The organism is Oerskovia enterophila, from assembly GCF_044748475.1.
Classification (GTDB): Bacteria; Actinomycetota; Actinomycetes; order Actinomycetales; family Cellulomonadaceae; genus Oerskovia; species Oerskovia enterophila.
In genome coordinates this window covers 716,786-741,007 of the sequence record NZ_JBIVFZ010000004.1, presented here as the reverse complement: position 1 = coordinate 741,007, position 24,222 = coordinate 716,786, and the positions used below count along the sequence as shown (strand labels likewise).

The 24,222-nt window shown below is 71.5% G+C and carries 18 protein-coding genes and 2 pseudogenes; 11 read left to right on the top strand and 9 right to left on the bottom strand.

Translation table 11 applies throughout. The features are described 5' to 3' along the window. Positions 1-408, top strand: a pseudogene (locus ACIPWA_RS16115) (glycosyl transferase); the annotation flags it as partial. A gap of 205 nt (positions 409-613) precedes the next feature. Here ACIPWA_RS16115 and ACIPWA_RS16110 read toward each other — a convergent pair. From ACIPWA_RS16110 to ACIPWA_RS16095, 4 genes are all read right to left on the bottom strand, one after another. After that, positions 614-1,927, bottom strand: coding sequence for a sensor histidine kinase (locus ACIPWA_RS16110; protein ID WP_056648280.1), 1,314 nt, complete (start codon positions 1,925-1,927; stop codon positions 614-616). Then, complete coding sequence (locus tag ACIPWA_RS16105; RefSeq protein ID WP_056648283.1) at positions 1,924-2,637, bottom strand: LytR/AlgR family response regulator transcription factor; 714 nt, start codon at positions 2,635-2,637, stop codon at positions 1,924-1,926. The genes ACIPWA_RS16110 and ACIPWA_RS16105 overlap by 4 nt, the downstream gene beginning before the upstream one ends. Positions 2,638-2,907: 270 nt before the next feature. Continuing rightward, positions 2,908-4,347, bottom strand: coding sequence for an MFS transporter (locus tag ACIPWA_RS16100; protein ID WP_400291597.1), 1,440 nt, complete (start codon positions 4,345-4,347; stop codon positions 2,908-2,910). A gap of 183 nt (positions 4,348-4,530) precedes the next feature. Beyond that, a complete protein-coding gene (locus tag ACIPWA_RS16095; protein ID WP_400291595.1) occupies positions 4,531-7,209 on the bottom strand; it encodes a sigma-70 family RNA polymerase sigma factor in 2,679 nt (892 codons plus the stop codon). Positions 7,210-7,404: 195 nt separating this feature from the next. On the opposite strand from ACIPWA_RS16095, the gene ACIPWA_RS16090 reads away from it, so the two are divergent. Further along, a complete protein-coding gene (locus ACIPWA_RS16090) occupies positions 7,405-8,172 on the top strand; it encodes a hypothetical protein (RefSeq protein WP_400291593.1) in 768 nt (255 codons plus the stop codon). A gap of 2 nt (positions 8,173-8,174) precedes the next feature. Here the strand turns inward: ACIPWA_RS16090 and ACIPWA_RS16085 are convergent. Both ACIPWA_RS16085 and ACIPWA_RS16080 read right to left on the bottom strand, forming a co-directional pair. Continuing rightward, positions 8,175-8,675: pseudogene (locus ACIPWA_RS16085) on the bottom strand (sigma-70 family RNA polymerase sigma factor); the annotation flags it as partial. 222 nt (positions 8,676-8,897) lie between these two features. Beyond that, entirely contained in the window at positions 8,898-9,314 is a 417-nt protein-coding gene (locus ACIPWA_RS16080) for a hypothetical protein (RefSeq protein WP_400291592.1), read from the bottom strand. 261 nt (positions 9,315-9,575) lie between these two features. Between ACIPWA_RS16080 and ACIPWA_RS16075 the strand changes: the two genes are divergently transcribed. From ACIPWA_RS16075 to ACIPWA_RS16045, 7 genes are all read left to right on the top strand, one after another. Beyond that, on the top strand, positions 9,576-9,773 hold the full coding sequence (locus tag ACIPWA_RS16075; RefSeq protein WP_068627522.1) for a hypothetical protein: 198 nt from the start codon (positions 9,576-9,578) through the stop codon (positions 9,771-9,773). Positions 9,774-9,777: 4 nt separating this feature from the next. Next, entirely contained in the window at positions 9,778-10,413 is a 636-nt protein-coding gene (locus ACIPWA_RS16070; protein ID WP_400291591.1) for an archaeosortase/exosortase family protein, read from the top strand. After that, on the top strand, positions 10,413-11,789 hold the full coding sequence (locus tag ACIPWA_RS16065; RefSeq protein ID WP_400291590.1) for a glycosyltransferase family 2 protein: 1,377 nt from the start codon (positions 10,413-10,415) through the stop codon (positions 11,787-11,789). The genes ACIPWA_RS16070 and ACIPWA_RS16065 overlap by 1 nt, the downstream gene beginning before the upstream one ends. A 71-nt stretch (positions 11,790-11,860) precedes the next feature. Beyond that, positions 11,861-13,534, top strand: a complete 1,674-nt coding sequence (locus tag ACIPWA_RS16060) for a cadherin-like domain-containing protein (RefSeq protein ID WP_400291589.1) — start codon at positions 11,861-11,863, stop codon at positions 13,532-13,534. 219 nt (positions 13,535-13,753) lie between these two features. Further along, complete coding sequence (locus ACIPWA_RS16055) at positions 13,754-14,437, top strand: hypothetical protein (RefSeq protein ID WP_400291587.1); 684 nt, start codon at positions 13,754-13,756, stop codon at positions 14,435-14,437. A gap of 88 nt (positions 14,438-14,525) precedes the next feature. Continuing rightward, a complete protein-coding gene (gene wecB / locus ACIPWA_RS16050; RefSeq protein WP_400291585.1) occupies positions 14,526-15,701 on the top strand; it encodes a non-hydrolyzing UDP-N-acetylglucosamine 2-epimerase in 1,176 nt (391 codons plus the stop codon). 375 nt (positions 15,702-16,076) lie between these two features. Further along, positions 16,077-17,648: a helix-turn-helix transcriptional regulator gene (locus ACIPWA_RS16045; RefSeq protein WP_400291583.1), complete on the top strand. Its 1,572-nt coding sequence runs from the start codon at positions 16,077-16,079 to the stop codon at positions 17,646-17,648. A 31-nt stretch (positions 17,649-17,679) separates the two neighbouring features. On the opposite strand, the gene ACIPWA_RS16040 is transcribed toward ACIPWA_RS16045, so the two are convergent. The 3 genes from ACIPWA_RS16040 to ACIPWA_RS16030 form a co-directional block, all read right to left on the bottom strand. Then, positions 17,680-18,603, bottom strand: a complete 924-nt coding sequence (locus tag ACIPWA_RS16040; RefSeq protein ID WP_400291581.1) for a PhzF family phenazine biosynthesis protein — start codon at positions 18,601-18,603, stop codon at positions 17,680-17,682. 76 nt (positions 18,604-18,679) lie between these two features. Then, entirely contained in the window at positions 18,680-20,203 is a 1,524-nt protein-coding gene (locus ACIPWA_RS16035; protein WP_400291579.1) for a glycoside hydrolase family 43 protein, read from the bottom strand. A gap of 156 nt (positions 20,204-20,359) precedes the next feature. Further along, positions 20,360-21,004, bottom strand: coding sequence for a TetR/AcrR family transcriptional regulator (locus ACIPWA_RS16030; RefSeq protein ID WP_056648294.1), 645 nt, complete (start codon positions 21,002-21,004; stop codon positions 20,360-20,362). 303 nt (positions 21,005-21,307) lie between these two features. Here ACIPWA_RS16030 and ACIPWA_RS16025 point away from each other — a divergent pair, with 303 nt between their 5' ends. Next, complete coding sequence (locus tag ACIPWA_RS16025; protein ID WP_211268519.1) at positions 21,308-22,609, top strand: MFS transporter; 1,302 nt, start codon at positions 21,308-21,310, stop codon at positions 22,607-22,609. 149 nt (positions 22,610-22,758) lie between these two features. Next, positions 22,759-24,099, top strand: coding sequence for a glycoside hydrolase family 30 protein (locus ACIPWA_RS16020; protein WP_400291577.1), 1,341 nt, complete (start codon positions 22,759-22,761; stop codon positions 24,097-24,099). Positions 24,100-24,222: the final 123 nt, after the last annotated feature.

Here is a 24,222-nt window from a genome sequence, read left to right as displayed (position 1 = left end):
GACGTGGACCTGTACCGGTACTACATCGGGCGCGCGGACCAGTCCGTCAACGAGGACGTCATGATCTCGCGGGTGGATCAACAGCTGCGCATCAACCGCGCCATGATGAACCACCTGCGCGCGGTGCGCGCCGACCCTAGCGCTCCCCGGGCCCTGCAGCGCTACATGCTGCACTACATCAACATCGTGAGCATGGTCTCCTCGATGCTGCTGCTGCGCTCGGGCACGCCCCAGTCCCTGGCCAAGAAGGACACCTTCTGGGCCGAGGTCCGCACCCAGGACCCCGCCCTGTACCGGCGCCTGCGTCGCACGACCTTGCACCAGATCTCCAACCTGCCCGGACGCCCCGGACGCGGCATCTCCGTCCTGGCCTACAAGACCGCCCAACGCGTCATCGGCTTCAACTGACGGCGCGCCCACGCGTGGGGACCTTGGCCGGCGGACAGCAGGAGATCCCCCGGTGGTGTTTTCGTGTAGCCACCACAAATGTGGTGGCTACACGAAAACAACACCCTCCCTCGGGGGAGGAGACCCTGACCTGGGCACCTGGGCACCTGGGCACCTGGGCACCTGGGCACCTGGGCGCCCGGCCCCCGTATCAGGGGCCCCGACCTCAGCGCTCGGGGAGCGGGATCAGGGCCCGCACCACGAACCACCCGGACTCCGCGTGCACCGTGAGGGACCCGCCGTAGCCCTCGACGACCTGGCGCATGTTCCGCAGGCCGTACCCGTGGTTGAGCGCGTCGCCCTTGGTGGTGCGCGGGATCCCGTCGTCGAACTCCAGGTCGCCCACGTGGTAGTTCTCGAAGCGCACCAGGACGAGCGAGTTCTGGGTGTAGACCGCGACGCGGACGAGGCGGTTCTCCGGGTCCGGCAGGGTCGCGCTGCTCTCGATCGCGTTGTCGAGCGCGTTCCCGAACAGCGCGCTCAGTCCCATGGCGTCCATGAAGGACAGCGCTGCGCCGTCGACCACGCACGTCAGGGTGATCCCGAGCTCGGCGCACTGTGCCGTCTTGGACGTCAGGATGGTGTCGAGCACGGGGTTCCCCGTCTCGACCTGGGCCCCGTAGCCCTGGATGCTCTCCTCGAGCTGGTCGAGGTACGACGCCTTCGCGTCCGGGTCGTTCTCCGACCGGATCGCCGTGACGAAGTGCTTGAGGTCGTGGTACTTGCGGTGGACGATGTCGATGTTCCGCTTGGAGTGCAGGTAGTGCTCGTGCTGGGAGCGCAGCATCCGGTTCATCGCCTCGACCTCGACCGCGCGCTGGAGCTCGAGCCGCTGCCCCTGCTGCGCATAGAGAGCGACGTACCCCGCGAGGTCGACGAGCGTGCGGATGTAGAAGATCTCGGGACCGAACTGCGCGCTGAACGGCGTGTTCGAGCTCACGAAGCTCACGTTGCTCATGAGGAACGTGACGGCGGCGATCGAGGCCGCGCTCAGCAGGCCGCGCCGGTCGACCTCGAGCCGCTGGTCGGGCGGGAAGTGTCTCCGCTCGATGAGGTAGGCCGCGGTGAAGGCCGCGCCGTACACCAGGACCAGCAGCCCCACCTGGATGCCGACCCCCGTGAAGCCCTGGTCCACGGCATAGCTGTAGAGCTGCCAGTGGAGCGACGCGACCAGCTCGGCGAGCACGAACGCGCGCGCCGTGAAGTACCCGGCCTCGCGCGTCGAGACGTCGGCACACACCACGACCACGCCGAACATCGCGGCCACGGCCATCGCCATGCCGGCCGTCCACAGGGCGATCGGCAGCCCGTCCGCGAACGTCTGGACGGCCCACAGGAGGCCCAGGCCCAGGCCGAGGGACAGCGCCAGGACCGGCGGGGTGAACCGCTTGCGCAGGAGCAGGATGTAGACGAGGCACGCGGACCACTCGGCGAAGGCCGTGAAACCGCGGGGGATGTCGGTCGGGAGATCCCCGATCACGCGACGTGCCCTCCGACGTGGTCGGCGAGCGCATCGAGGAACGCGCGCTTGCGCGGGCGGCTGATCTGGAGCTCGTCCCCACCGAGCATGACGCACGTGCTCTGCTTGACGGCCGTCACGTGGCGCATGTTCACCAGGTAGCAGCTGTTGCTCCGGAAGAACCCCTTCTCGCCGAGGTCGGCCTCGAACGCCTTGAGGGTGCCCGTGAACGAGTACGTCCGGTCGACCGCGTGCACGACCACCCGGTGCTTGATGCTCTCGACGTAGACGACGTCGAGCAGGTCGACGCGGGCCAGCTCGCCGTTCACGGTCAGCATGACCGAGTCGGTCCCGCTGCGCCGGACGCGCTCGATGCTGCGGCGCAGCTCCTGGGAGAACGCGAACCAGGGGACGGGCTTGACGAGATAGCTCAGGGCGTCGACCTCGTAGCCGTGGATCGCGTACTGGGCCATGTTGGTGACGAACACGATGACGACCCGCGTGTCGAGCGTGCGGATGTGCCGGGCGGTGTCCAGGCCGTCGAGGTCGTTCATCTGGACGTCGAGGAACAGGATGTCGAACTCGGGTCGATACCCCGTGACGAGCTCGCGTCCGTCGGTGAACGTGCGGACGTCGAACGTCACGTCGTTCTCCGCCTGGTAGCGATCGAGGTGATCGAGCACGATCTGCCTGCTCGCCGACTCGTCGTCGACCACGCCGATGCGGATCATAGGACTGCTCGACCTCCTCTGGGGTGACCCCCCAAGATACCAAGCACGGACGGGCTGGAATCCGTGCGAACAGGCGGATTCGGGCATCTCATGAGGTGATGCTCGGCGGTGGGGCGGCCGACGTCGCGCCGGGTGCGGCGCCTCCCGCCGAAGCGGCCGTCAGACCGTGTCGTCAGGGGGTGTGCGGGCATTGCCGAAGGGCCCCGGCAGCCCCGGCCGCTCCGTCAGTGCCCGCCGCTCCGGCGGTGCGCACCGCGAGCCCGGACCCGGTCACGCGCGCTCGGGCGCGAGGGTCCTGGCCTCGCGAGGCAGTGGCTTGACCTGACCGGCCAGCGCGAGGCTCAGCACCATGGCCGCGCAGATGGTCAGGAGCGCGTAGCGGCCCCCGATCTCGTCGGCGAGGAGGCCGAGCACCGGGGGAGCGGTGAGCTGGGCGAACGAGCTGAACGACGTCACGACGGACACGCGTGCGGGCGAGCGCAGCGGGTCGTCGGACGCCGCGGCGATCGCGATCGGGTTGGCCAGGGCCGCGCCGCAGCCCCACAGCACGATCCCGCACCACGCGAGCCAGATCTGCGGGGCCAGGCCGAACAGCAGGAGGCCCACGAGGGCCGAGACGCTCGAGGCGCGCAGCACCGTGACGCGACCGAACCGGTCGATGAGGCCCGTCCCGGCGAAGCGGAAGACGGTCATGGCACCCACGAACGTCCCGTAGGCCATGGCGCCCACGGCCTCGCGCACCTCGAAGCCGTCGACCATGGCGATCGAGAGCCAATTGCCCGCCGACCCCTCGGACAGCGACGAAGCCAGCAGGACCAGGCCGATGAGGATGGTCCGCGGCTCGCGCCACGCGGACAGGGCCGAGCGCATGCCCGCGCCGCGCCGGGGCAGCTTCTGCGCCGTGTCCCGGGCACCGCGGGCAGTGCTGCCACCGTCGGAGCCGCCGGTCGCACCGGCCGAGGCGGCTTCTGTGGCCGCTCGCGAAGCCTCTGCGCCGGCCGAGCCGTCCGCCGCGTCGACGACGGCCCCCGACACCGCCTGCTCGGTCGCGCTGCCGGCGGGTGACTCGGCGAGGTCGTGCTCGAGGTCGGCCGGGCTCACGCCCGGCGTGGTCGTGGCACCGGCCCGACGCTCGGGAGCGAACACCGTCGCGGGTCCGATCGTCAGGGCACGCGCGACCGCGACCGCGACCGTGACGATCACGAGCTGTACCGAGATGTGGATGTGGGCCGCGGAGAACGCTGCGCCCACGAGGGCGCCCGCGCCCGCACCGATCGAGAAGGCCGCGTGGAAGTGCGGCAGGATCGCGCGCCCCACCTGCTGCTCGACGAGCGCGCCGTTGAGGTTGATGGGCACGTTCATGAGCGCGCCGCTCACGCCGTTGAGGAAGGCGCCGGCCGCGAAGATCCCGACGCTGCCTGCCGCTGTGCCCCACGCGACGAGCAGCAGGGCCACGAGGTTGAGGGCCGTGGCCGCCACGAGGGTGCTGCGGCTGCCGAACCGGGACACGATCGCGCCCGTCGAGACCACCGCGAACAGGGCGCCGACCGCGCCCACGATGAGGATCAGCCCGAGCTGGGCCGAGGAGACCCCGAGCGCGTCGCGGATCGAGGGCAGCCGCGTCATCCAGCTCGTGCCCACGATGCCGAAGAGCGCGAAGAGCGCCATCAACGACCAGCGGGCGCGACCGACTGCAAGGTTTCCTGACATTGGACGAACTCTATGCCGCGTGGGATCGCGCTCTCTCACTGTTTCCCTGGGCGGGACGACGGTGATCACCCGCGGGATCACCCGTCCCTGTCTGGTCGGCGGGCTCCGCGTGGGATGAGATCGAGACGTGGTGCCGCACCAGCGCCCGGTGCGGCACCATCGCACGTCGTCCAGCGAGCCCGCTCAGGGAGAGGCCGTCGTCCCGAGCGGGGTCGAGACCGTGAGGGCACCGACGAAGTACTGGTCGCCGGTCGTCGTCGCGGTGACCGTGGCCCGGGAGGTGGCGAATCGCGCCCCCTCGAAGGCTTTGACGTCCACCCCGAGCGAGTTGACGTAGCGAGATCCCGTCGCGGTCGAGTCGAACGCGTTCCCGGCCGACCCCGCACGAGGCGGGCCGGTGGGCGACCACGTCCTCGGGGTGAGGGGCACGTCGTCGAAGAGGAGACTGTCGCCCGCGCTCCCGGCGTCGCCCTCCCAGGCGACGGCCCCGACGCGCGCCGATGCCCCCGCACGGCCTGCGACCGTGAACGTGCGGGGTGCGGCTGGCGACAGGACGGGGGCGTACCCGTCGAAGAGGACCACGAGGTCGTCCGCAGCGGGGTCGGTGTGGACGACGACGAGGGCCCATCCGCCGTAGCGTCCCGTCCCCGGGGTCGCGCACACGTCCGCGACCGCCCACTCGCCGGCGCCGTGGGCCGCGACGACCGCGGTCACGTCGATGCTCGCCTGGTAGTCGGTGCCGCTCCGGTCGAGATCGGCGTCCTCGGCCCGTCCGGCCGGTGCGAACGCTCCGGTCCCCGGGGGCTGGATCCGGACCTTGCGAGGATCGGACGCGCACCGGCCCGCCCAGTAGAGCCGTGCCGAGACGACCTGTGACCCGGCCGGGAGGCGGAGCACCGCGCTCGACGACGTCGTCCCCGTGCCTCGCTCGTCCACGGCCACCATGGACCACGCGTTGTTGTTCCGCGCGGACCCGGTCGCCGCACCGGCAGCGACCTGCGAGCACCCTGTGAGGTGGGCCGCGCAGTGCAGCACGGGTGCGCCGACCTCGGTCACCGCGAACCCGCCCGCCGCGACGAACCGCGCCCCCATACCCTGCGCGGTGACGTGGAGGTCCTGCACGATCTCGAGATCCTTCATGCCGGGGCCGCTCACGTGGATCGTGGCCGGGACGACGTGGTCGACGAGGGCGGGGGAGACGTCGACGGGGACGACGGCCGTGGTGGTCGCCCCCGGGAGGAGCTCGTCGAGCCCGCACGACACCGAGCCCTCGCCCTCCGTCGCCGTGCACACCCACCCCACGCCGTCGGACACCGTGCTTCGTCGGTCGGCGAGAGTGACTCCGGGCGGTAGGAGGATCTCGGCGCGCAGCGCGGAGATCCTTGCCCCCGCCGGGTTCGCGAGCGAGAACCCGACGACCCCGGCCCGACCGACCACCAGGTCGCCGAAGTCGTCCCCGTTGCTCGTCAGCACGACCGGCGCGCCCTGCGGCGGCGAGGTGGGTTCGGCGGGGGGCCGGGCAGGAGGCTGCGTGACGGGGGACGGGCCCTCGCGACCGGGCCGGACCACGGGCGGGGCGGGGGTCCCCGCCATCCTGTCGGCGTCGCCCGGCACCAGGTCGCTCACCGGCGTGATGTCGAGAGAAGATCCGGGGCTGACGGGCGGCGGTCCCGGGGAAGGCGGGGTACCGACCTCTTCGTCCATGGGGGATTCCGGATCGGTGGTGCCCGGACGATGCTCGGTGCCGCCGGGCTCGTGCGAGGAGCCAGGCGCGCTCGAGAGCACGCCATGACCGGTCGCACCGCCCGGCACCTGGGCGGCGGACGAGTCGTCGACGGCCGGTTCGGTCCGCGCAGCGGCCCATGCGACGAGCGCCCCGGCGAGCAGGACGGTCGCGGCGACAGCGACGCACACCTGCACGACCGAGAACCGTCGCAGGAGCCGGAGAGCGGCTCGCACGGACCGCCCGCCCCCACCCGCAGCGAGCCGCCCGACCCGGGCGGCGGCTCGGGCGAGGTCGACCCCCGAAGGACCGGACCACCCGCGGGTGGCCCGCCCGGAAGGCAACCCCGACGGGGCGGCGGGTGCGAGAGCCGCCGCCAGGCCCAGAGGAGGCATCGCGATCCTCATGCGGCTGCTCATGTCGGCCAGGTCCTCGGCGAGCGTCGTGCAGGGCGTGCACCCCTCGAGGTGCACCAGGATCCTGGCCCGTTCGCCCTCCGGCAGCCCACCGCGGGCGAACGCACCGAGCGCACGCGCGAAGAGCTCGCACGAGGGCGCGGCGTGACGCAGGTGGGCCTGGAGGTAGTGCTGGCGCAGTCCCTCGCGGGCCCGTCGCACGAGCGAGGAGACCGCGTTCGGGCTGAGCCCCAGCTCGACGCTCACCTGCGCTGGGGAGAGGTCCTCGACGTCGCACCGCCACAGTGCGAGCCGCCATCGCTCGGGCAGACGGGCGAACGCCTCCCGCATCCTGCTCGACTCGTCCCCGGCCAGGACGAGGTCGACGTCCGTGTGCGTCGAGTCGAGCGACTCGTCGTCGCCGACCGGGCGCTCACGCCGGGCGCTGATCGTGCTGCGCGCCGCGAGGTTGCGGACCGTGGTCGTGAGGTAGGCGCGGACGTGCTCGTCGGGTCCCAGGCCGTGCCGCAGCTTCTCCAGCAGCGACGCGAACGCCTCGGCCGCGATGTCCTCGGCCGCCGCCCCCGCAGGGCAGTGCCGGCGCGCGACCGCTGTCACGGCGTGGCGGTGACGCTCGTACAGCGTCGCGAACGCCGGCGAGTTTCCCTCGCGGACAGCGATCACGAGGACCCGGTCGGGAACGTCCGTCGTCCAGGGCGAGAGGGCTTGCTGGGAGACGGTCACTGTGTGCTCCTTCGAGGTGGTGCGCGAGGGGGCCCCGGCCGTCGTCGGTTCCTGGGGCCTGTGTCCGATACTGCGCGGGCACCCGTCGAGCGGGCCGGAGAAGGACGGGTGATCACGAGGGTGAATGTCCTCCCTGTGGCTCTCGCCATGCGGGTGTCGGCGTCATGGACCTGTCCTCACGACGTCTGGACAGGTGTGTGGAAAGCACCCGAGGACCCGTTGCGCGAGCTCTGCGAGAGCTGGCGGCAGCTCAGCGGTGCCGGGGGGTGGCGTGTGCCGCAGGACTGGGGGGTCCAGGCCGTCGTCACGGTGGCATCGGCCGTCGTGCGCGGGGCCGACGCGTCGACCCCCGCCCGCGCGCTCGGCGCGTCGCGCGCACGCGCCGGGGTCGGGATCGTCGAGGCGATCGTCGATCTCGCGTACCTGTACGAGGCGTACGGCACCCCCGTCGCGGTCAGGGCGCTCGCGGCGCTCGCCGACGGGTGGGTCGCCGTGACCGACAGCGGGGAGGTGCGCGCCACCGCCATCGAGGCCGGGAGCGGCCTCTCGACGGTCGAGCACCTCGCTCTCCGGCTGGCGGACGTCGCCACGGGCCGGGCATGGGAGCGGCAGGAGGGCGGGGTCACGGTCGTGCTGGTCATCGACGTCCGGCCCGGGGAGGCGAGCCGACCCGCCACGTGGGAGCGGGACATCCTGCTCGGGGCCGCTGTCAGGCGGGCGTTCGGCGACGACGTGCCGTCGGCGATCCTGCGGGGACGCGCGGTGGTGCTCGTGCGGTGCGCCGCGGATCCCGTCACCGCGTCGGACGTCCCGGGCGTCGAGCGCTGCCGGGAGGTCCTGACGAGCTGGTGGGGGCAGGGCGAGGTCCCGTCCCGGCTTCCCGGGCGATTCACCTGGTTCCCCGTTCCCACCGGGTCGCGGCAGGACGTCCTGACGAGCCTTCAGCTGATCGTCGGTCCCTGACCTCACGCGGCTGCCCGGTGAGGCGAGCGTCCGGTGGTCGCCTCCGCGGTCGCGGCGAGCCGACGTCGGATCTGCTCGCGTGCCCGGACCAGGAGGGCGGCGACCGCGTTGCGCGAGATGCCGAGCTCGTCGGCGACCTCCTGGAGGTCGACCCCCTCGCAGGCCGTCCTCCACAGCGCGAGGCGCTGACGCGCCGAGCACTGGCGCAGGACCTCGAACGCCTCGGTCAGCTCGAGCGCGGCCAGGGTCTCCCGTGCGGGGTCGTCGGGCGACGAGACGTCGTAGGCCGCCTCGATCGAGACCAGGTGGACGGTGCGCCTCCGTGACGCGTCCGTGGCGAGGTTGCGGACCGTCCGGGCGATGTAGGTCCTGGCGTGGTCGAGCGGCCCACGACCGTCCCGGAGGAGCGCGAGGATCTTGCAGAACGCCTCGGACGCGAGGTCCTCGGCGTCGCCGGTCGACGAGGTGTAGCGGCGCGCCATGCTCCGTGCGTACGGGTGGTGTCGCCGCCACAGCTCGTCCACGGCGCGCGAGTCGTGCGAGCGCGCGGCGTCGAAGAGCTCGGCATCGGTCGTCAGGCGGGTCAGGTCCATGGTGATCCCCTCGGCTCGTGCCCGGACGACGACGTCCCGGCAGCACGGCCCGCTCGGGCCGGTACGAGGTGGTTCGTCGAGGGGCGGGATCGTGTCGGCGCCCGGAGGGTGATCGCGAGGGTGATCCCGTCCCTACCTCGTCGACAGGGCCCAGACGAGGGCCGCGCCCGCGACGAGGAGCGCCCCGGCGAGCGCGCGCTGGAGGCGATCCGCAGCGAGGGGATGGTCCGATGCGAGACGGGCGATCCGCCGTCGGGCACCGAGGACCGCCCGCCGCCCGGCCGCACGACAGGCGACCATGCCGTGGACTCCCGCGGCGCACAGGGTGCGCGTCAGGCTCGCTCGGGGCCGGACGTCCGGGCGCTCGGCCGCAGGCGTCGGGGCCCCGTCGTCCCAGGGCGGGAGCGTCGAGCGGATCCAGGAGAAGACCTCGACCAGGGGTTCCTGCGCCGGCCGCGGGCCCGAGCCCCACGTCCATCCCACCTCGCGTGGTGCGCGGGGCGCGGAGGGCAGCTGCCCCGGGGACTGCTCGTCGGTGGTCGTCGGCATCGTGCTGCTCCTCTGTGCGGGTGGCGTTCGGGTTCTCGACGGTGGCGTGCCCCCGTCCCGGTCCAGACGCGTCCCTCGCACGGTCGTGACGGGTGAAGGGCAACGTGCCGGGCCTGTCGGGGCTGCCCTGACGCGCGGGCCGTCGCCCGATCGACCTTTCACCCGTAGTCACTCGTCGAGCGACGCCGTCTATGCCCTCGAACGGCCACGGACGTGGCACTCATCACAGATGGCGTGACATCGCGCTGAGGAGGTTCGACCATGTACAACTCACCAGGGATCGTCACGGGGATCGGGACCGGTGCCACCGGGGCCGGCATGCTGGCGGTCACCGGGGCGACGACGTTCGCCTACGTGGCTGCGGCCGTCGTGCTTGTGGTCAGCGGCCTCCTGCTCCTGCGGACGTCTCGCCTGCGGCGTCTCGCGGCGGCCGAGCGGTCCTCGTCGAGCGGCGACTGACCCGATGAGCTCCCTCGTTCAAGGAGCCCCTGGGAGGGCCTGGTCGGTGCCCCGGCTCGGCGCGAGCGCCGTGCGCTGGGCTTTGGCGTCGTCCTTGCTGGGCGGCGCGGCGTACCTGGCGTCCCAGGCGCTGCCCTACCGCATGGCCGAGGCGCGCGGAGCGTCGTGGGTGCTCCGCACCTTCTTCGCGCTCGAGAGCCGCACGAGCCCGGACCGGCCCGTCTTCTTCTATCAGCGTGTGGCCGGCGACGACTTCTCGTGGCGAGGGCTCGTCGTGACGGCAGAGTGCACGTCGCTCTTCTTCGTCCTGCCGATCCTCGTGCTCGGCGCCGTGGTCCTGTCCTCGCGCCGTGCGAGCACCTGGCGGGTCCTGGCAGCCGTCGCTGCGGCGACGGGATTCCTCGTGGCGGTCAACCTGGGCCGGTGCGCGGCGATCGCGCTCGCCTCGATCCGGTGGGGCGACGAGGGGTTCCGCTGGGCCCACCACACGGCCGGGAGCGTCGTCATGCTCGTCGCCCTGACCGGGTGCCTCGTGCTCTTCTTCCGGCTCGGGTTCTTCGGGCGCAGGGGCGGGCAGGCACGGCAGACGTCCAGGGCTCGTCGTGAGCGCGCCGAGGGCCGTCCGGGCGGTGAGAGCTGATGCAGGCGCTCAACGTCCTGGCGAGCATCGTCATCTGCCTCTCGATGGTCTACTTCGTGATGCTCATGGGCTCGGGGCTGACCCACCTGCGCAGGCGTCGTGCCCGCCTGGGCGTCCAGGGGGACACGACCTACGGGCAGGAGGCCTCGCCGGCGCACCCGACCCTCCGGGTCTACTTCATGGTCCCGTGCCTCAACGAGGAGGAGGTCATCGGCCTCACCGTGGCCGGCCTCACGCGGCTCGAGGGCGCGACGACGCTCGTGATCGACGACGGGTCGGACGACGAGACGGCCGCCCGGGCCGAGGCCGCGGGCGGTGACCGGGTCGAGATCCTGCGCAGGGTCGCCCCGGACGCCCGCAAGGGCAAGGGTGAGGCGCTCAACGCGGGCATCGCACGCATCCGCGACCTCGTGGCCGAGCGGGGCGAGGACCCCGACGACGTCGTCGTCTGCGTCATGGACGCCGACGGGCGGTTGTCGGACGGGGCGCTCGAGGCGGTCCTGCCGCTCTTCGAGGACCCGACCGTCGGCGGTGCGCAGCTGCAGGTGCGGATCCGCAACCGGCACGCGTTCCTCACGCGCTACCAGGACTACCAGTTCTGGGGCATCGCGGCCGTCACGCAGTTCGGCCGACTTGGCACAGGCACCGTGAGCCTGGGGGGCAACGGCCAGTTCGCGCGGCTCTCGGCGCTCGACGACGCGGGCCCCAAGCCGTGGTCCGCGTCGCTCACCGAGGACCTCGACCTCGCGATCACGCTCGCGATGAAGGGGTGGGAGCTCACCACGACGCCCGACGCCTCGGTGGACCAGCAGGCCGTCGAGAAGCTGGGGCTGCTCGTGAAGCAGCGGACCCGCTGGTACCAGGGCCACATGATGGCGATCACCCGTCTGCCGGAGATCTGGCGCTCGCCCGAGCTGTCGAACGCCAAGGCGCTCGAGCTCTCGGCGTACTGCCTGGTGCCATGGATCCTCGACCTGCCGTGGTCCTTCTTCTTCCACTACTGCCTGGTCATGGTCGCGCTCAACCACGAGGCCGTCTTCGCGTTCACCGACCAGGCCGTCGCGCTCGTGATCGTGGGAGTGGTCTGGTACCTGCTGGCGTTCGCCCCGGCCTTGATCACGGGCTGGATCTACTGGCGGCGCGACCGCCGCTGGAGCCTGTGGAAGTGCCTGCTCATGGGCAACTCGTTCGTCGTCATGAACTACCTCTCGTTCACCTGCGTGTGGCGTGCGCTCTTGCGCATCCTGCGCGGGCAGACGAGCTGGGACAAGACCGCGCGCGTCCGGGAGAAGGTGCCCGACGGCGCCGCTCCCGCCGCGCCGTCGACCATCGGCCCGCGTGGGCCGGCCCGTCAGGAACAGGAGGTGCCGGTCTGACGGGTCCCGGGGGACCCGCACGCTCTTCACCCTTCTTCGGCCCCGCGGGGCCGCGACGATGAGGAAACGACATGTTCAAGAGATCTCTCAGCTCACTGGCCGTCCTGGGCCTGAGCGCGGCGCTGGTCGTCTCGGGCGGTTCGGTGGCCTCGGCCGCTCCCGCGACGGGGACCGGTACGGCCTCGAACCTGCTGTACTCGGTCAACGGTGGTCCCTGGACCGCTGACGCGAGCGCGAACCGCGGCGACACGGTGACCGCTCGCCTGTTCTACGACAACAGCTCGGACGGGACGCTGTCGGGTACTTCGCTGACCACCGCGATCCCCGACGGGTTCACCTACGTGCCCGGTTCCACACGCAACGTCCTCGCGCCGGGCTCGAACGTGGCGACCGGGGCGGTCGGGGCCGAGACCAAGGCGGCCGCGGTCGCGGACTCGGTGTGGTCCGGCGGCACGCTCACGGTCTCGCCCTCGGCCGGATTCAACGGCGAGCCCAACACCTCGCAGTCCGGCGTGCTCCGCAACGGCGTCAAGCGCTACCTCAACCTCGAGCAGTGCGCGTGGTATCGCAGCGACAGGGTGAACACGATCACCAGTCTCGTGCCGACGACCGGTTCTGCCGACCGTGCGGCGGCCACCAACGTCTCGTCGACGCGCGACACGACTCTCAACTGCGCCACCGGATCGGCGAACTACCCCGGCATGGGCAACGAGCGCGGGATCACGTCGATCGATCTGCTCGGAAACAAGTACCTCAACCTGCACCAGTGCGCGTGGTTCAACGCTGCTGACCGGAACACGATCACCAGCCTGGTCCCGACGACAGCGATGAGCGCCCGATCCGCCGGGACGAACTCATCCAACTCGGCCGATGTCACGCTCAGCTGCGGTACTGGAGACGCACGTCATCCGGCCGTCCAGAACGAGCGGGGCATCGTGGCTCTCGATCTCGTCGGTAGCCGCTACCTGAACCTGCACCAGTGCGGCTGGTACGACTCGGGCATCGTCAACACGATCACGAGCTGGGTACCCACCACGAACAACGCCTTCCGTTCGGCCGGCACCAATGCTTCGAACACCAGAGACAGTGCGCTGGTGTGCGGAAGCGGCCAGGCGAACTACCCGGCCTCACCGAACGAGCGCGGCCTGCTGGTGCTCGACCTGTCCGACCCTGCACGAGGGCAAGGGTTCGTGGAGTTCAGGCTGACCTCCGACGTGCCGCCGCTTCCCGCATGCGGTGAGAGCGTCACCGTGCCCGCGGTGGTGAGCTCCCGTGAGGGGGTGCTGAGCGGTTCGGGGACCGGTACCCCGGTCTCGTCGGCGTCGATCACGTTGAACGAGTACTCCGCGACCGGCGAGGACTGCCCCGTCGAGCCGGCGCTTCCCCGTGCGGTGGACGACGTGGTGGCGACGACGCAGGACGTGCCGGTCACGATCGACGTGCTGGCGAACGACACCGATGTCGAGAGCGTGACGGTCACAGCAGGGCAGACCGGGCCGTTCCACGGTGCGGTCGTCGTCAACGCGGACAACACGATCACGTACACCCCCGAGCCTGGGTTCTTCGGGATCGACTCGTTCACCTACACGGTCACCGACGCGGAGGGGAACTCCTCGACCGCGACGGTGGACGTGACGATCGCCGAGGAGGACGACGGTATCCCGCTCGTGGCTCCGGGCATCGCTGGTGTCGCGGCCCTCGCGGGCCTGGTCACGTTCGGCCTGCGTCGCAGACTCACGGCTTGAGCGACACGCGTCAGAGATGAGGAGCGGGCCCGCTGACCGGCGGGCCCGCTGACCGGCGGGCCCGCTGACCGGCGGGCCGTCTGCCCGCCCGGCCGGCGACGGCCGGCGACGAGAGGTGCGGATCCACGACGGATCCGCACCTCTCGCGCGTGGTCCGTCACTCGTGGCCGGTCGATCCGTCTGTCAGGTATCGGCACAGTCGAGAGTCAGGAGCAGACCATGAAGACGGACCGGACGGCCAGGGACCTCGTCCCGACGATCTGGGGATTCACCCGGCTCGACCGCGGATCCGACGGGCGCCCGCCGGGCTCCAGGGGCCGGGTCGACACGATCCTCCCCTCCACGCTCACCGCAGCAGAGCTGGCCGCGGTGCAGGACTTCGTCCTGTGGCGTGCCTCGAGAGCTCGACGCCGAGCATGCGAGGTCGTGACCGGTCTCCTGGCAGGGCTGAGCCTCCTGGTCGGTCTGCTGTCCGCGCCGTGGTGGGGAGTCGCGCTGGCAGCGCCGGCACTGCTGCTGGGCCTGTCGATCGTCGTCTCGTGGGGAGTCGACGGATGGTGCGGGCCCAGGCTCAGCCGCAGCGCGAGGCTGACGCTCGGCAACGCGGTCGAGGTGCGCGGTGAGCACCTCGTTCCCGAACCGCTTCGGGGGGCTGGGAGCCGTGAGGACCCGCGGCTCACCTCGATGCGGCTTCTCGTGCGTGCGATGCGAGACGTCGAGGTGCTCGCCGACGAGCTGGACCCGCTCGAGAGTGCGCTCGCGCGTCAGATGGTGTGGACAGCTCTCGATCCTTCGGTCCCCCACAGGATCTCCAAGACCGTCGTGGCGGCGGCGTACCTCACGAGGGTCGCGCGACAGGTCGTGAGCGACGGTCAGGTGCGGACGGCGACCCTGGACGGCTGACCAGATCTTCACCCGTCACTCGCGGGAACCGTCCTCGTCCATCTTCTCGAAGGCCCCGTCTCGAGGGCCCGCGGAGAAGGGTGAAGTGATGTCACGCTCACGGAAGCGACCTGTGGCTGTGCTGTACGGGACCCGCCCAGAGGCGGTGAAGATGGCGCCGGTGATCAAGGCGTTGCAGGCCAGCGAGACCCTGCGTCCGGTGATCGTCACCTCGGGGCAGCACCGAGAGATGCTCGATCAGGTGAACGAGCTGTTCGGCATCGTCCCGGATCACGATCTCGACATCTTCCGTCACGGGCAGGGGCTCGAGGCCATGACCGCCGCTGCGGTCTCGGGCTACTCCGCGTTCCTGGCCACGCACCCCGTCGACGCCGTGATCGTGCAGGGTGACACGACCTCCGCCTTCGCGGGTGCGCTCGCGGCCTACTACCGGCAGACGCCGGTGGTGCACGTCGAGGCAGGGCTCAGGACGGGCGACCTCTACTCCCCCTTCCCTGAGGAGGGAAACCGGAAGCTCGTCGGCGTGCTCGCGGCCGTGCACTGTGCCCCCACCTCGACCGCAGCGCGCAACCTCTACGCAGAGGGTGTCCCTCGGGAGAGGGTCACGGTCACGGGCAACACCGTGATCGATGCGCTGCTCCACACGGCCGCTCTCCGCCGCGCGACGGGCGACCGTCTGGTCGACGCGGCGATCTCCTCTGGGCGGCGCATCGTGGTGGTGACCGCGCACCGCCGGGAGTCCTGGGGTGCGGGCCTCGGCGAGATCGGTGCTGCCGTCGCGAGGATCGCCGTCTCGCAGCCGGACGTCCTGGTGGTCGTCCCCCTCCATCGCAACCCTCTGGTCCGTGAGGTCCTGGTCCCGGTCCTGCGAGAGCTGCCCAACGTGCGGATGATCGAGCCGCTCGGATATGCGCCCTTCTGCCATCTCCTCGCGCACGCGACGGTCGTCGTCACGGATTCCGGGGGCATCCAGGAGGAGGCGCCCGCGCTCGACGTGCCCGTGGTCGTGACCCGGGAGACGACCGAGCGCCCGGAGGCCGTCGCGGCGGGTGCGGCCGTGCTCGTGGGGACCGACCAGGACAAGATCGTCAGGACCGTGCGAGCCCTCCTGACCGATGAGTCACGGCATGCCGCGATGGCGTCGGCCCCCAATCCGTTCGGTGATGGGAGGGCGGCGGCCAGGATCATCGCCGCGGTCGAGGCGTCGACCAGACAAGGTGCTGAGTCAGGCGTGACGGCGTTCGACCTCGTCAGAGCGTCCTGAGGCGCCGGAGCATTCATGACATTTCACCCACCGGAGCCGGGTGCCGTCGCGGTAGCGGGAAACGTGGTCGACATACGCTCGCTCGGTGGGCCGCGACGGAACCGTGGTGAACAGGAGGGGCGAAGGGGGCGCCGCCGTGCTGACGGTGGAGGAGATGGAATGCCTGGACGGGTTCGCCGAGACGACGAGGTTGCGCGCCATGTGCGTCCGAGCCGTGAGGTCGTCGCAGCTGGCCGAGGTCCCGCTGCCGAGGCCGGTGAAGCGGCGCTGGGCGGGGGAGTCGTCACGGTCGCTCACAACGTCGCCACGGTGCAGGACACGAGGCAGGGCTCCGGGAGCGGGCATGGGGTCGGTGCGGCGGTGCCACCGCGGTCGATGGCAGAGCAGGCTTTCGCTGCGGGCGATGCGCACGCTGCGATCCGGTGCGCGATCCGCGCCGGAGATGTCGACTTCGCATCCCGGGTGGCGGTGAAGTACTGGTACATACTGTGCGCCACGGACGTCGAGGGCACGATCGTCGTGCTCGAGGAGCTTGACCACCGCCAGCTCCGAGAGCATCCCTACCTGGCGATCATCCTCGCCCTCGCCTACAACACCACGACCACCCGGCGCCTGCGAGCCGTCGAGCTGTTCGGGACGGCCGTGGCGGCTCTCGCCCTGCGATACCCCGGAAGCGGCGTCGGCGAACGGTTGATCCTCAGCACTCTCGAGAGCGTCGCCTTCCGCGTGATGGGTCAGGGGACGGCTGCGCGTGCAGCGGCCAAGCGCGCTCGCGAGCTGCTGGCGACGGTCCGCGCGGGAGACAGCGAGATGATCGACCTGCTGCGTTTCGACCTGGCTCAGCAGGTCGGCACGTCCTTCTTCGTCGGTGGCGACCTCGTCGAGGCGAAGGCGACCTTGAACGACGTCCTGGCCGCTCAAGGGCGAGCCGGAGGTGCGAGGCTCACCCTGGGTCTCCTCGCCGGCCTCCATGCGACCAACGGCGAGATGCTCTCTTCTGCGCGACACGTCGCCGCCGAGCAGGAGCGGTCCTGGCCGCCCATCGTCCACGGGCCGTACATCGACGCGTTGTTCCACTCCAGTCGCGCATGGGACGCGGTGGAGCGGTTCGATCTTGCCGCTGCGCAGACGGTCCTCGACGACGTGGCCGAGGAGCTCAGGACCAACGAGCTCTGGCCGCTGTTCGCGCTCGCCCAGGTGTATGTCGACCTGGGATCCGGCACCCCTGCGCTCGGGGAGTCGCGACTTGCTCAGACGATCGCCCGGGGCGAGAGGGCGCCGACGACGGCGTACTGGCGCAGCCGGTTGGCAGTGGCGCGGTCGACGCTCGCACTTGCCGCGGGCCAGGGCGAACGTGCGCTCTCTGCTGTCCGCAAGCTGTCGCGGGACGACCTCGATGTTCGCGTCGCCGTGGCGCGGGCCGCCTTGGCTCAGCACGATCATGACGGTGCGCTGATGATCCTTGCAGGCACGCAGGGGGTGGCCGTCGCGGGGGCCCGCCATCGGGCGGAGCGTCTCTTGTTGCTCGCGGCCGCCGCGGCGCGCTCGGACCTCGGCGCGATGGCGGTCGCGACCGCCCAAGATGCTGCCATCACCCTGAGGACGTCGGGCACGCGCCTCCCGCTGATGCTCGTTCATCGTGACGACCGTCTTGCGGTCGCGGAGCTCCTCCGCTCTGCAGGTGACCTCCAGAGCGCCGAGCTGATCCACGGTGATCAGCACGTGCCGGACGTTCTCCCGAATGTCGTTCGAGTCGTCGACCTGTCGGAACGCGAGCTGGTCGTCCTGCAAGGGCTGGTCGCGGGAGCTGACCTCCCTCTGCTGGCCAGTCGCCTCTTCGTCTCACCGAACACGATCAAGACTCAGATCAAGAGCATCTACCGCAAGCTCGAGGTGCGGACGAAGAGGGACGCCGTGATCGCAGCTCTGCACAAGGGACTCGTCTAGCCGCGGCACGGCGGCACGAGCGCGGCCGGGCTCAGAGCAGCACGGTCCCCTCGATGCACGTCACGGCGTCGCCGCCGACCCACACCGTCTGCGAGTCGTCGCGCGTCACGTGCACGCGCCCGGCCCGCCCGAGCGCCGTCCCCTGGCTCGCGACGTATGCCTGCGGGAGCAGCCCGTCGGGCATGAGCCACTGCCCGACGACCGCGTTGAGGCTGCCCGTGACCGGGTCCTCGGGGATGCCCATGTCGAGCGCGTAGCCACGCACCTCGACCGCCGCGCCGTCGGGTCCGTCGTAGCGCCCGTCGCCGAGCGCGGTGTACGGCCCGACGACGCCGATCGCCAGGTCGCCCAGCCCCGTGAAGTCGGGGTCGAGCGCGAGGACCTTCTCGGCCGAGCCGAGCAGGAGCACGCGCCACCCGGGCCCGTTGTCGAGGAACCGGTGGTCGACGACGTCGCGCGCCTCGAGACCGAGCGCGCGCGTGATCGCGGCGAGGGTCGAGAGGTCGACGGGCTCGTCCGTGAGGAGGCCGGGCGCCGCGAAGGCGAGCCGACCGCCCGGGGCGGCTCCGCCGTCGGGCGGGGCGGACGACGCGTCGCGGCGCAGCGGCACCAGGCCGATCCCGCACTCCTGGACCACGACCCCCGGCTCGCGCGGCGTCCCGCCCGCTGCGAGCCACGCGTGGCACGAGCCGAGCGTCGGGTGCCCCGCGAACGGGAGCTCGCCCGCGGGCGTGAAGATGCGCAGGCGGTAGTCGGCTCCCGCGGCCGCGCCCTCGGCGGACGGGGGGAGCAGGAACGTGGTCTCGGAGAGGTTGGTCCAGCGGGCGAACGCGGCCATCTGGTCGCCCTCCAGCCCGACGGCGTCACGCACCACCGCGACCGGGTTGCCCCGGTAGGGGGTCGTCGTGAAGACGTCGACCTGCGAGAACGGGCGGTTCCGGGGCGGAAGGGTCATGCGTCCGACGCTACCGCCCGGCCCGCGTCGGCGCGCCGGGTCGGCAACCGCCGACCCGGCGCGGGTGTCGTGTGCCTCAGCGCACGACGTCCTGACCGGCGTACGCGATCTCGGCGACGTCGACGACGCCCTCGCGGGCGTACGGGCCCACGACCCGACCGGTGAACGACTCGCAGAAGTCCGAGGAGAGGAACGCGCCGTCGACCCCGCCGACCTCGACCCACCCGCCGTCCTCCCAGACCTCGCCGCGCAGGCGGTCGCACGAGGCGCCCAGCACGGCCTTGCCGACGAGCGGCGGGTCCGCGACGATGCGCAGGCGTGCCGGCTCGTCGGGGCTGGTGCGCTCACGGCTCCAGGACTGGGCGAGGCCGCGGGCCGTCATCGTCAGGGTCACGACGTCGGTCGTCGCCTCGAGGTCGAGGTGCGAGCTCTCGTCGTAGCGCATCGACAGGCCGCCCGCGCCCTCGGAGACGTCGACGGTCGTGGTCACGGTGCAGGCCTCGGTGACCTGCCGGATCCCCAGGAAGGTCGGGTGGGTCGCCTCCATGCCCTGACCCGTGCCGCGCAGCCGGGCCCACCCCGGGCGGGCCTCGAGGTCGGCGACGTCCCGGGGGAAGGCGCGCACGGCGACGACCTCGCCGTCGAACCCGTCGAGCGACGACGGCGCGTCGGACGGGAAGGTGACCGTGTGCTCGACCGGCTCGTGACGCTCGTCGAGCACCACGGGCTCGGCGTGCGGCCACCCCTCGTCGTCCCAGGTCACGGGCGTGATGAAGGTCTCGCGGCCCATGGGGGCGAACGCTCGCGTCATGGAGCGCGGGCGCGTGCCCAGCAGCATCATGGCCCACGAACCGTCGGGAAGCTGGACCAGGTCGCCGTGGCCCGTGTTCTGCACGGGGCGGTCGGAACCGCGCGCCGTGACGAGCGGGTTGTGCGGGCACCCCTCGAACGGCCCCTCGGGCGACGGGCCGCGCGCGATCGTCACGGCGTGCCCTCGCTCGGTGCCGCCCTCGGCGATCATGAGGTACCAGTGGTCGCCCACCTGGTAGAGGTGCGGCGCCTCGGGGAACATGCCGCCCGTGCCCGACCACAGCGGGCGCGGCTCGCTCAGCGCGGCCCCTGTCTCGGTGTCGAGCCGGACCTGGGTGATGCCGAGGTGGACCGCCGTGCCGTCCTCCTCGAACCCGAGGCCCGACATGGTGATGTAGCACGCGCCCTCGTCGTCCCAGGCGATGTCGGGGTCGATGCCGAACACGTCCATGACGACCCCGTCGGACCACGGGCCGGCCGGGTCGTCGGCCGTGAAGAGGACGTTGCCCCGTCCCGTGCCCATCATGTCCGGCACGACCAGGTAGAACCTGCCGTCGTGGTGCCGGATCGTGGGGGCCCAGGTGCCTCCGCCGGTCGGCACGCCGGTCGTGCCGAGCTGGCCGTCGCGCACCGCGACGTGGGTCAGGAGCTCGACGTGCTCGAGGTCGGTGGACCGGAAGATCGGGATGCCCGGGAGGTACTCGAACGTGGACGTCGCGATGAAGTACTCGTCGCCCACGCGGCACACGCTGGGGTCGGGGTGGAAGCCAGGGATCAGGGGATTGCGCACGGAGCGGTCCTTCGGTGGTGGGGAGCAGGCGCAGGCGTGAGCCCGACCGTCGTCGGCGACGTGCCACGGTCGACCTCGACCTGAATTCCTACCGAGTGGTTACTCGGTAGCGTACCCCGAAAGCCTACCGACCGGTAACGCTTGGTGTGCGGCTCCTCAGCGGTAGTCGTCCCACACGGGCGAGGGGAACAGGACCTGCTCGAACCGGGCCCACTGGTCCTCGAGCTCGACCGGCGGGTCGCGGAAGAGCCGGACCTGGACCCCGTCCATGGCCTCGATGCACATCTCGACCAGGCCGCGCTGGTCCTCCCAGGGCCCGACCTCGGGAGGCAGGCGCCAGGTGGTCTGCGAGTAGAGCCACCACACGCCGTCGGGGCGCTGCGAGAAGTACTCGTGGGCCGGGTGCTCGGGCGAGGCGGCCTCGGCGCCGAGCACCATGTAGAGGCGGATGAGCTCGGGGGTGCGCGCGTTGTTCCGCACCAGGTAGCGCAGGTACGCGGGGAGCGAGACGCCGTCGGGGTGGGTCGCGGCGGGGTCTCCCGTCGCGATGAAGTCGTCGGGGTCGAAGCGGCGGTCGTACCGCTGCTCGACGAGCAGCTGGAGCAGCCCCTCCTTGTTGCGCACGTAGTGCAGCAGGCCGGGCTGGGAGAGCCCGACGGCGTCGCACACGTCCTGGAGCGACAGACCGTAGAAGCCCTTCTCGGCGACGATCCGCGCGGCGGCCTCGAGGATCTGCGCACGCCTCTCGTCAGGGGTCAGGCGGACGCGGCGGCGAGGGGTCTCCTGCGTGGTGCTGGGCATTCCCTGACGCTAGCGCACCCGCAGGTCAGGGCCGAGGGCAGGGGCCCGCGGAGGTGGGGTGTGCGGCGCCCGGCCGTCCGTGGAGCCCGGTGTCGGCGGGTGTCTCGCGATGTGGAGACGGCCGTTCCGCGGGGCGCCTCGGGGCGCTCGGGGAGTTGACAGCCTCGCCGGGGGAGTCCTACGTTCCCTTCTATCTAGTAGGTACTCGGTAGTGGTTCTCGACCGGGTATCGACGGCTCGGCGTGGAGTTGTCCGACCCCGCGCCAACGGCAGAACGAGCTGCCTCGACCAAAGAAGGTTGACATGGATGCACACCCCGTCGTCACGGTGGACGACCCCTCGGCGCAGAGCATGACCGAGGATCTTGCTCCCGACACCGGGCGCCCCCTGACGCGCGGCCGCGTCCTCCGGTTCGGCGCCGGCTTCCTGGCGTTCGGTCTCCTGTGGATCGTGGGCCTCCAGATCGTCGCGGCCGTCCTCCTGCCCCAGCGTCTGCGGGACATCGGCGTCGAGTCGCCCGAGACCCTCCTCGGGTCGATCAGCGCGATCACGGCGATCGTCTCGCTCGTGTCGAACCTCGTGTTCGGCAACCTCTCGGACCGCACGCGCAGCCGGTTCGGCCGCCGCGCCCCCTGGATCCTCGGCGGAGCCGTCCTGGGCGGCGTCTCGCTGACCCTGGTCGGCTTCCTGCCCAGCGCAGGGCTCATCACGCTGGCCTACTGCCTGAGCATGGTCGGCCTCAACATGATGCTCGCCCCCGCGGTCGCGGTGCTCGCAGACCGCGTGCCCAAGAGCCTGCGCGGCACCATGTCCGCGTTCTACGGCGGTGGCCTCGCGGCCGGTGCCCCGCTCGGCTCGCTCGTCGGCGCGCTGTTCATCACCAACGCCGTGCCCGGGTTCGTGCTCGGTGGCGCCTTCATGATCGGCGGCGCGGTCGTCGCGCTCGTCGTCTGGCCGCGCGAGCGCTCGGCCCAGGACCTGCCCCCCGCGGCCGGCGGGCTCAAGGAGCTGCTGCTCTCGTTCCGTCCGCCGCGCAAGGCCCCGGACTTCTACCTCGCGTTCGCGGGGCGCCTGTTCATGCTGGTCAGCTACCAGATGGTGATGGCCTACCAGCTCTACATCGTGCAGGACCACGTGGGCCAGACCGTCGCGGAGTCGGCCGTCACGATCGCCACGATGTCCGGCATCCTGCTCGTCGTCTCGCTGCTCGGCGCCGTGGTCGCAGGGCCGATCTCGGACCGGATCGGGCGCCGCAAGCTGCCCGTCGTGGTCTCGAGCGTGCTCTTCGCGGTGGGTATCGCGATGCCGTGGATCTGGCCCTCGCCCATGGGCATGTTCCTGTTCGCGGGCATCGCCGGGTTCGGCTACGGCGTCTACACCTCGGTGGACCAGGCCCTCAACGTCGACGTCCTCCCGAACGACGAGGAGGCCGGCAAGGACCTCGGCATCCTCAACCTCTCGACGACGGCCGGGCAGACCGTCGGCCCGCTCGTCACCTCGGCGCTCGTGGTCGCGACCGGCAGCTACTCGCTCGTCTTCCCGGTCTCGATCGTCGCGGCCCTGCTCGGCGCGTTCTTCATCACGCGCATCAAGAGCGTGCGCTGAGCCTGCCCGCTCCCGCCACGCCCTACCGCCGCACCACTGCCGCACCACTGCCGCACCACTGCCGCACCACTGCCGCACCACTGCCGCACCACTGCTCTGCCCGCTCGGGCCCGCTGGGCCCGCCCCGCCCGATCCCTGAGGAGAACGACGTGACCACCTGGGTGACCTCGACCGACGACGCACGCTGGCAGGACGGAGGTGAGCCCACCCCCGGAGCGACGGCCGACCGCGGGCTGACCCTGACGGGTGCGCGCGGCCGACCGATCCGCGGGTTCGGCGGCACGTTCAACGAGCTCGGGTACCGCGCGATCTCCTCGCTCTCGGCGGCGGACCAGGAGCAGGTCTACCGCGAGCTCTTCCACCCCGACGAGCTCAACCTGCGGGTCAACCGGTCGGCGATCGGGGCCAACGACTTCGCGTCGTCCTGGTACAGCTACGACGAGGTGCCCGGCGACCTCGCGCTCGAGCACTTCAGCGTCGAGCGCGACGAGGAGGCGGTCATCCCCTACATCCGCCAGGCGCAGCGCTACCAGGACGACATGGTGCTGCACTGCTCGCCGTGGAGCCCGCCCACGTGGATGAAGAACCCGCCCGCGTACAACTTCGGCACGCTCGTCATGACGCCCGAGAACCTCGACGCGTACGCACGCTACTTCGTGCGGTTCGTGGAGGAGTACGCGGCGCGGGGGATCCGCGTGGACCAGGTCCACATCCAGAACGAGGTCTTCGCGGACCAGAAGTTCCCGTCGTGCGTGTGGAGCTCGGAGCAGCTGCGCACGTTCGTGCGCGACCACCTGGGCCCGGTCGTCGAGGCGTCGGGGCTCGACGTCGACATCTACCTGGGCACGCTCAACGGCCCCGAGGACATGGCGTTCACGGCCGCCGGGCAGAAGCTCACGAACTACGCGCGCTTCGTCGACAACATCCTGTTCGACGACGAGGCCCGCCGTCATCTCGCGGGCGTCGGCTACCAGTGGGCCGGGCAGCACGCGATCGCCCGCACGCACGAGGCGTGGCCCGAGCTCGACATCATGCAGACCGAGTCCGAGTGCGGGTTCGGCGACAACGCGTGGCAGGACGCCGAGTACGTCTTCCACCTGGTGCGCCACTACCTGCAGCACGGCGCGACGGGATACACGTACTGGAACATGGCGCTCGAGCCCGGCGGGCTGAGCACGTGGGGCTGGCCGCAGAACTCGCTCGTGACGGTCGACCGGGCCACGCGCACGTTCACCCGGAACCCGGAGTACTACGTGCTCAAGCACTACAGCGCGGGCGTGCGCCCCGGCGCCGTCCGGCTGGGCACGACGGGTCGGTTCGCGGCCCAGGGGTCGGCCTACGAGAACCCGGACGGCTCGGTGGCCGTGGTCGTGCAGAACGCGCTCGACCGCGCCGAGCAGTTCTCGTTCACCGACCCCGAGGACGGGTCGCGGTCGTTCACCGCGACGCTCGCGCCGCGCTCGCTCAACACGTTCGTCGTCCCGGCCTGACGGGCCGCCCTCCGCCCTCCGTCCCCGCCGGGGGCGGAGGGCGGAGCCGTGCCCGGCGCCGCGCGCCCCTGCGCAACGGTGCACCGGACCGTGCGTCGGCCGGGGCAGAGCGCCCTGGCCGAC

What these genes read in the sequence shown, in the direction of transcription:
- ACIPWA_RS16105 (WP_056648283.1), bottom strand. Translation starts at nt 2,637, where the DNA reads ATGATCCGCATCGGCGTGGTCGACGACGAGTCGGCGAGCAGGCAGATC.
- ACIPWA_RS16100 (WP_400291597.1), bottom strand. Translation starts at nt 4,347, where the DNA reads ATGTCAGGAAACCTTGCAGTCGGTCGCGCCCGCTGGTCGTTGATGGCG.
- ACIPWA_RS16080 (WP_400291592.1), bottom strand. Translation starts at nt 9,314, where the DNA reads ATGCCGACGACCACCGACGAGCAGTCCCCGGGGCAGCTGCCCTCCGCG.
- ACIPWA_RS16075 (WP_068627522.1), top strand. Translation starts at nt 9,576, where the DNA reads ATGTACAACTCACCAGGGATCGTCACGGGGATCGGGACCGGTGCCACC.
- ACIPWA_RS16070 (WP_400291591.1), top strand. Translation starts at nt 9,778, where the DNA reads ATGAGCTCCCTCGTTCAAGGAGCCCCTGGGAGGGCCTGGTCGGTGCCC.
- ACIPWA_RS16065 (WP_400291590.1), top strand. Translation starts at nt 10,413, where the DNA reads ATGCAGGCGCTCAACGTCCTGGCGAGCATCGTCATCTGCCTCTCGATG.
- ACIPWA_RS16060 (WP_400291589.1), top strand. Translation starts at nt 11,861, where the DNA reads ATGTTCAAGAGATCTCTCAGCTCACTGGCCGTCCTGGGCCTGAGCGCG.
- ACIPWA_RS16055 (WP_400291587.1), top strand. Translation starts at nt 13,754, where the DNA reads ATGAAGACGGACCGGACGGCCAGGGACCTCGTCCCGACGATCTGGGGA.
- wecB (WP_400291585.1), top strand. Translation starts at nt 14,526, where the DNA reads ATGTCACGCTCACGGAAGCGACCTGTGGCTGTGCTGTACGGGACCCGC.
- ACIPWA_RS16045 (WP_400291583.1), top strand. Translation starts at nt 16,077, where the DNA reads ATGGCAGAGCAGGCTTTCGCTGCGGGCGATGCGCACGCTGCGATCCGG.
- ACIPWA_RS16040 (WP_400291581.1), bottom strand. Translation starts at nt 18,603, where the DNA reads ATGACCCTTCCGCCCCGGAACCGCCCGTTCTCGCAGGTCGACGTCTTC.
- ACIPWA_RS16030 (WP_056648294.1), bottom strand. Translation starts at nt 21,004, where the DNA reads ATGCCCAGCACCACGCAGGAGACCCCTCGCCGCCGCGTCCGCCTGACC.
- ACIPWA_RS16025 (WP_211268519.1), top strand. Translation starts at nt 21,308, where the DNA reads ATGGATGCACACCCCGTCGTCACGGTGGACGACCCCTCGGCGCAGAGC.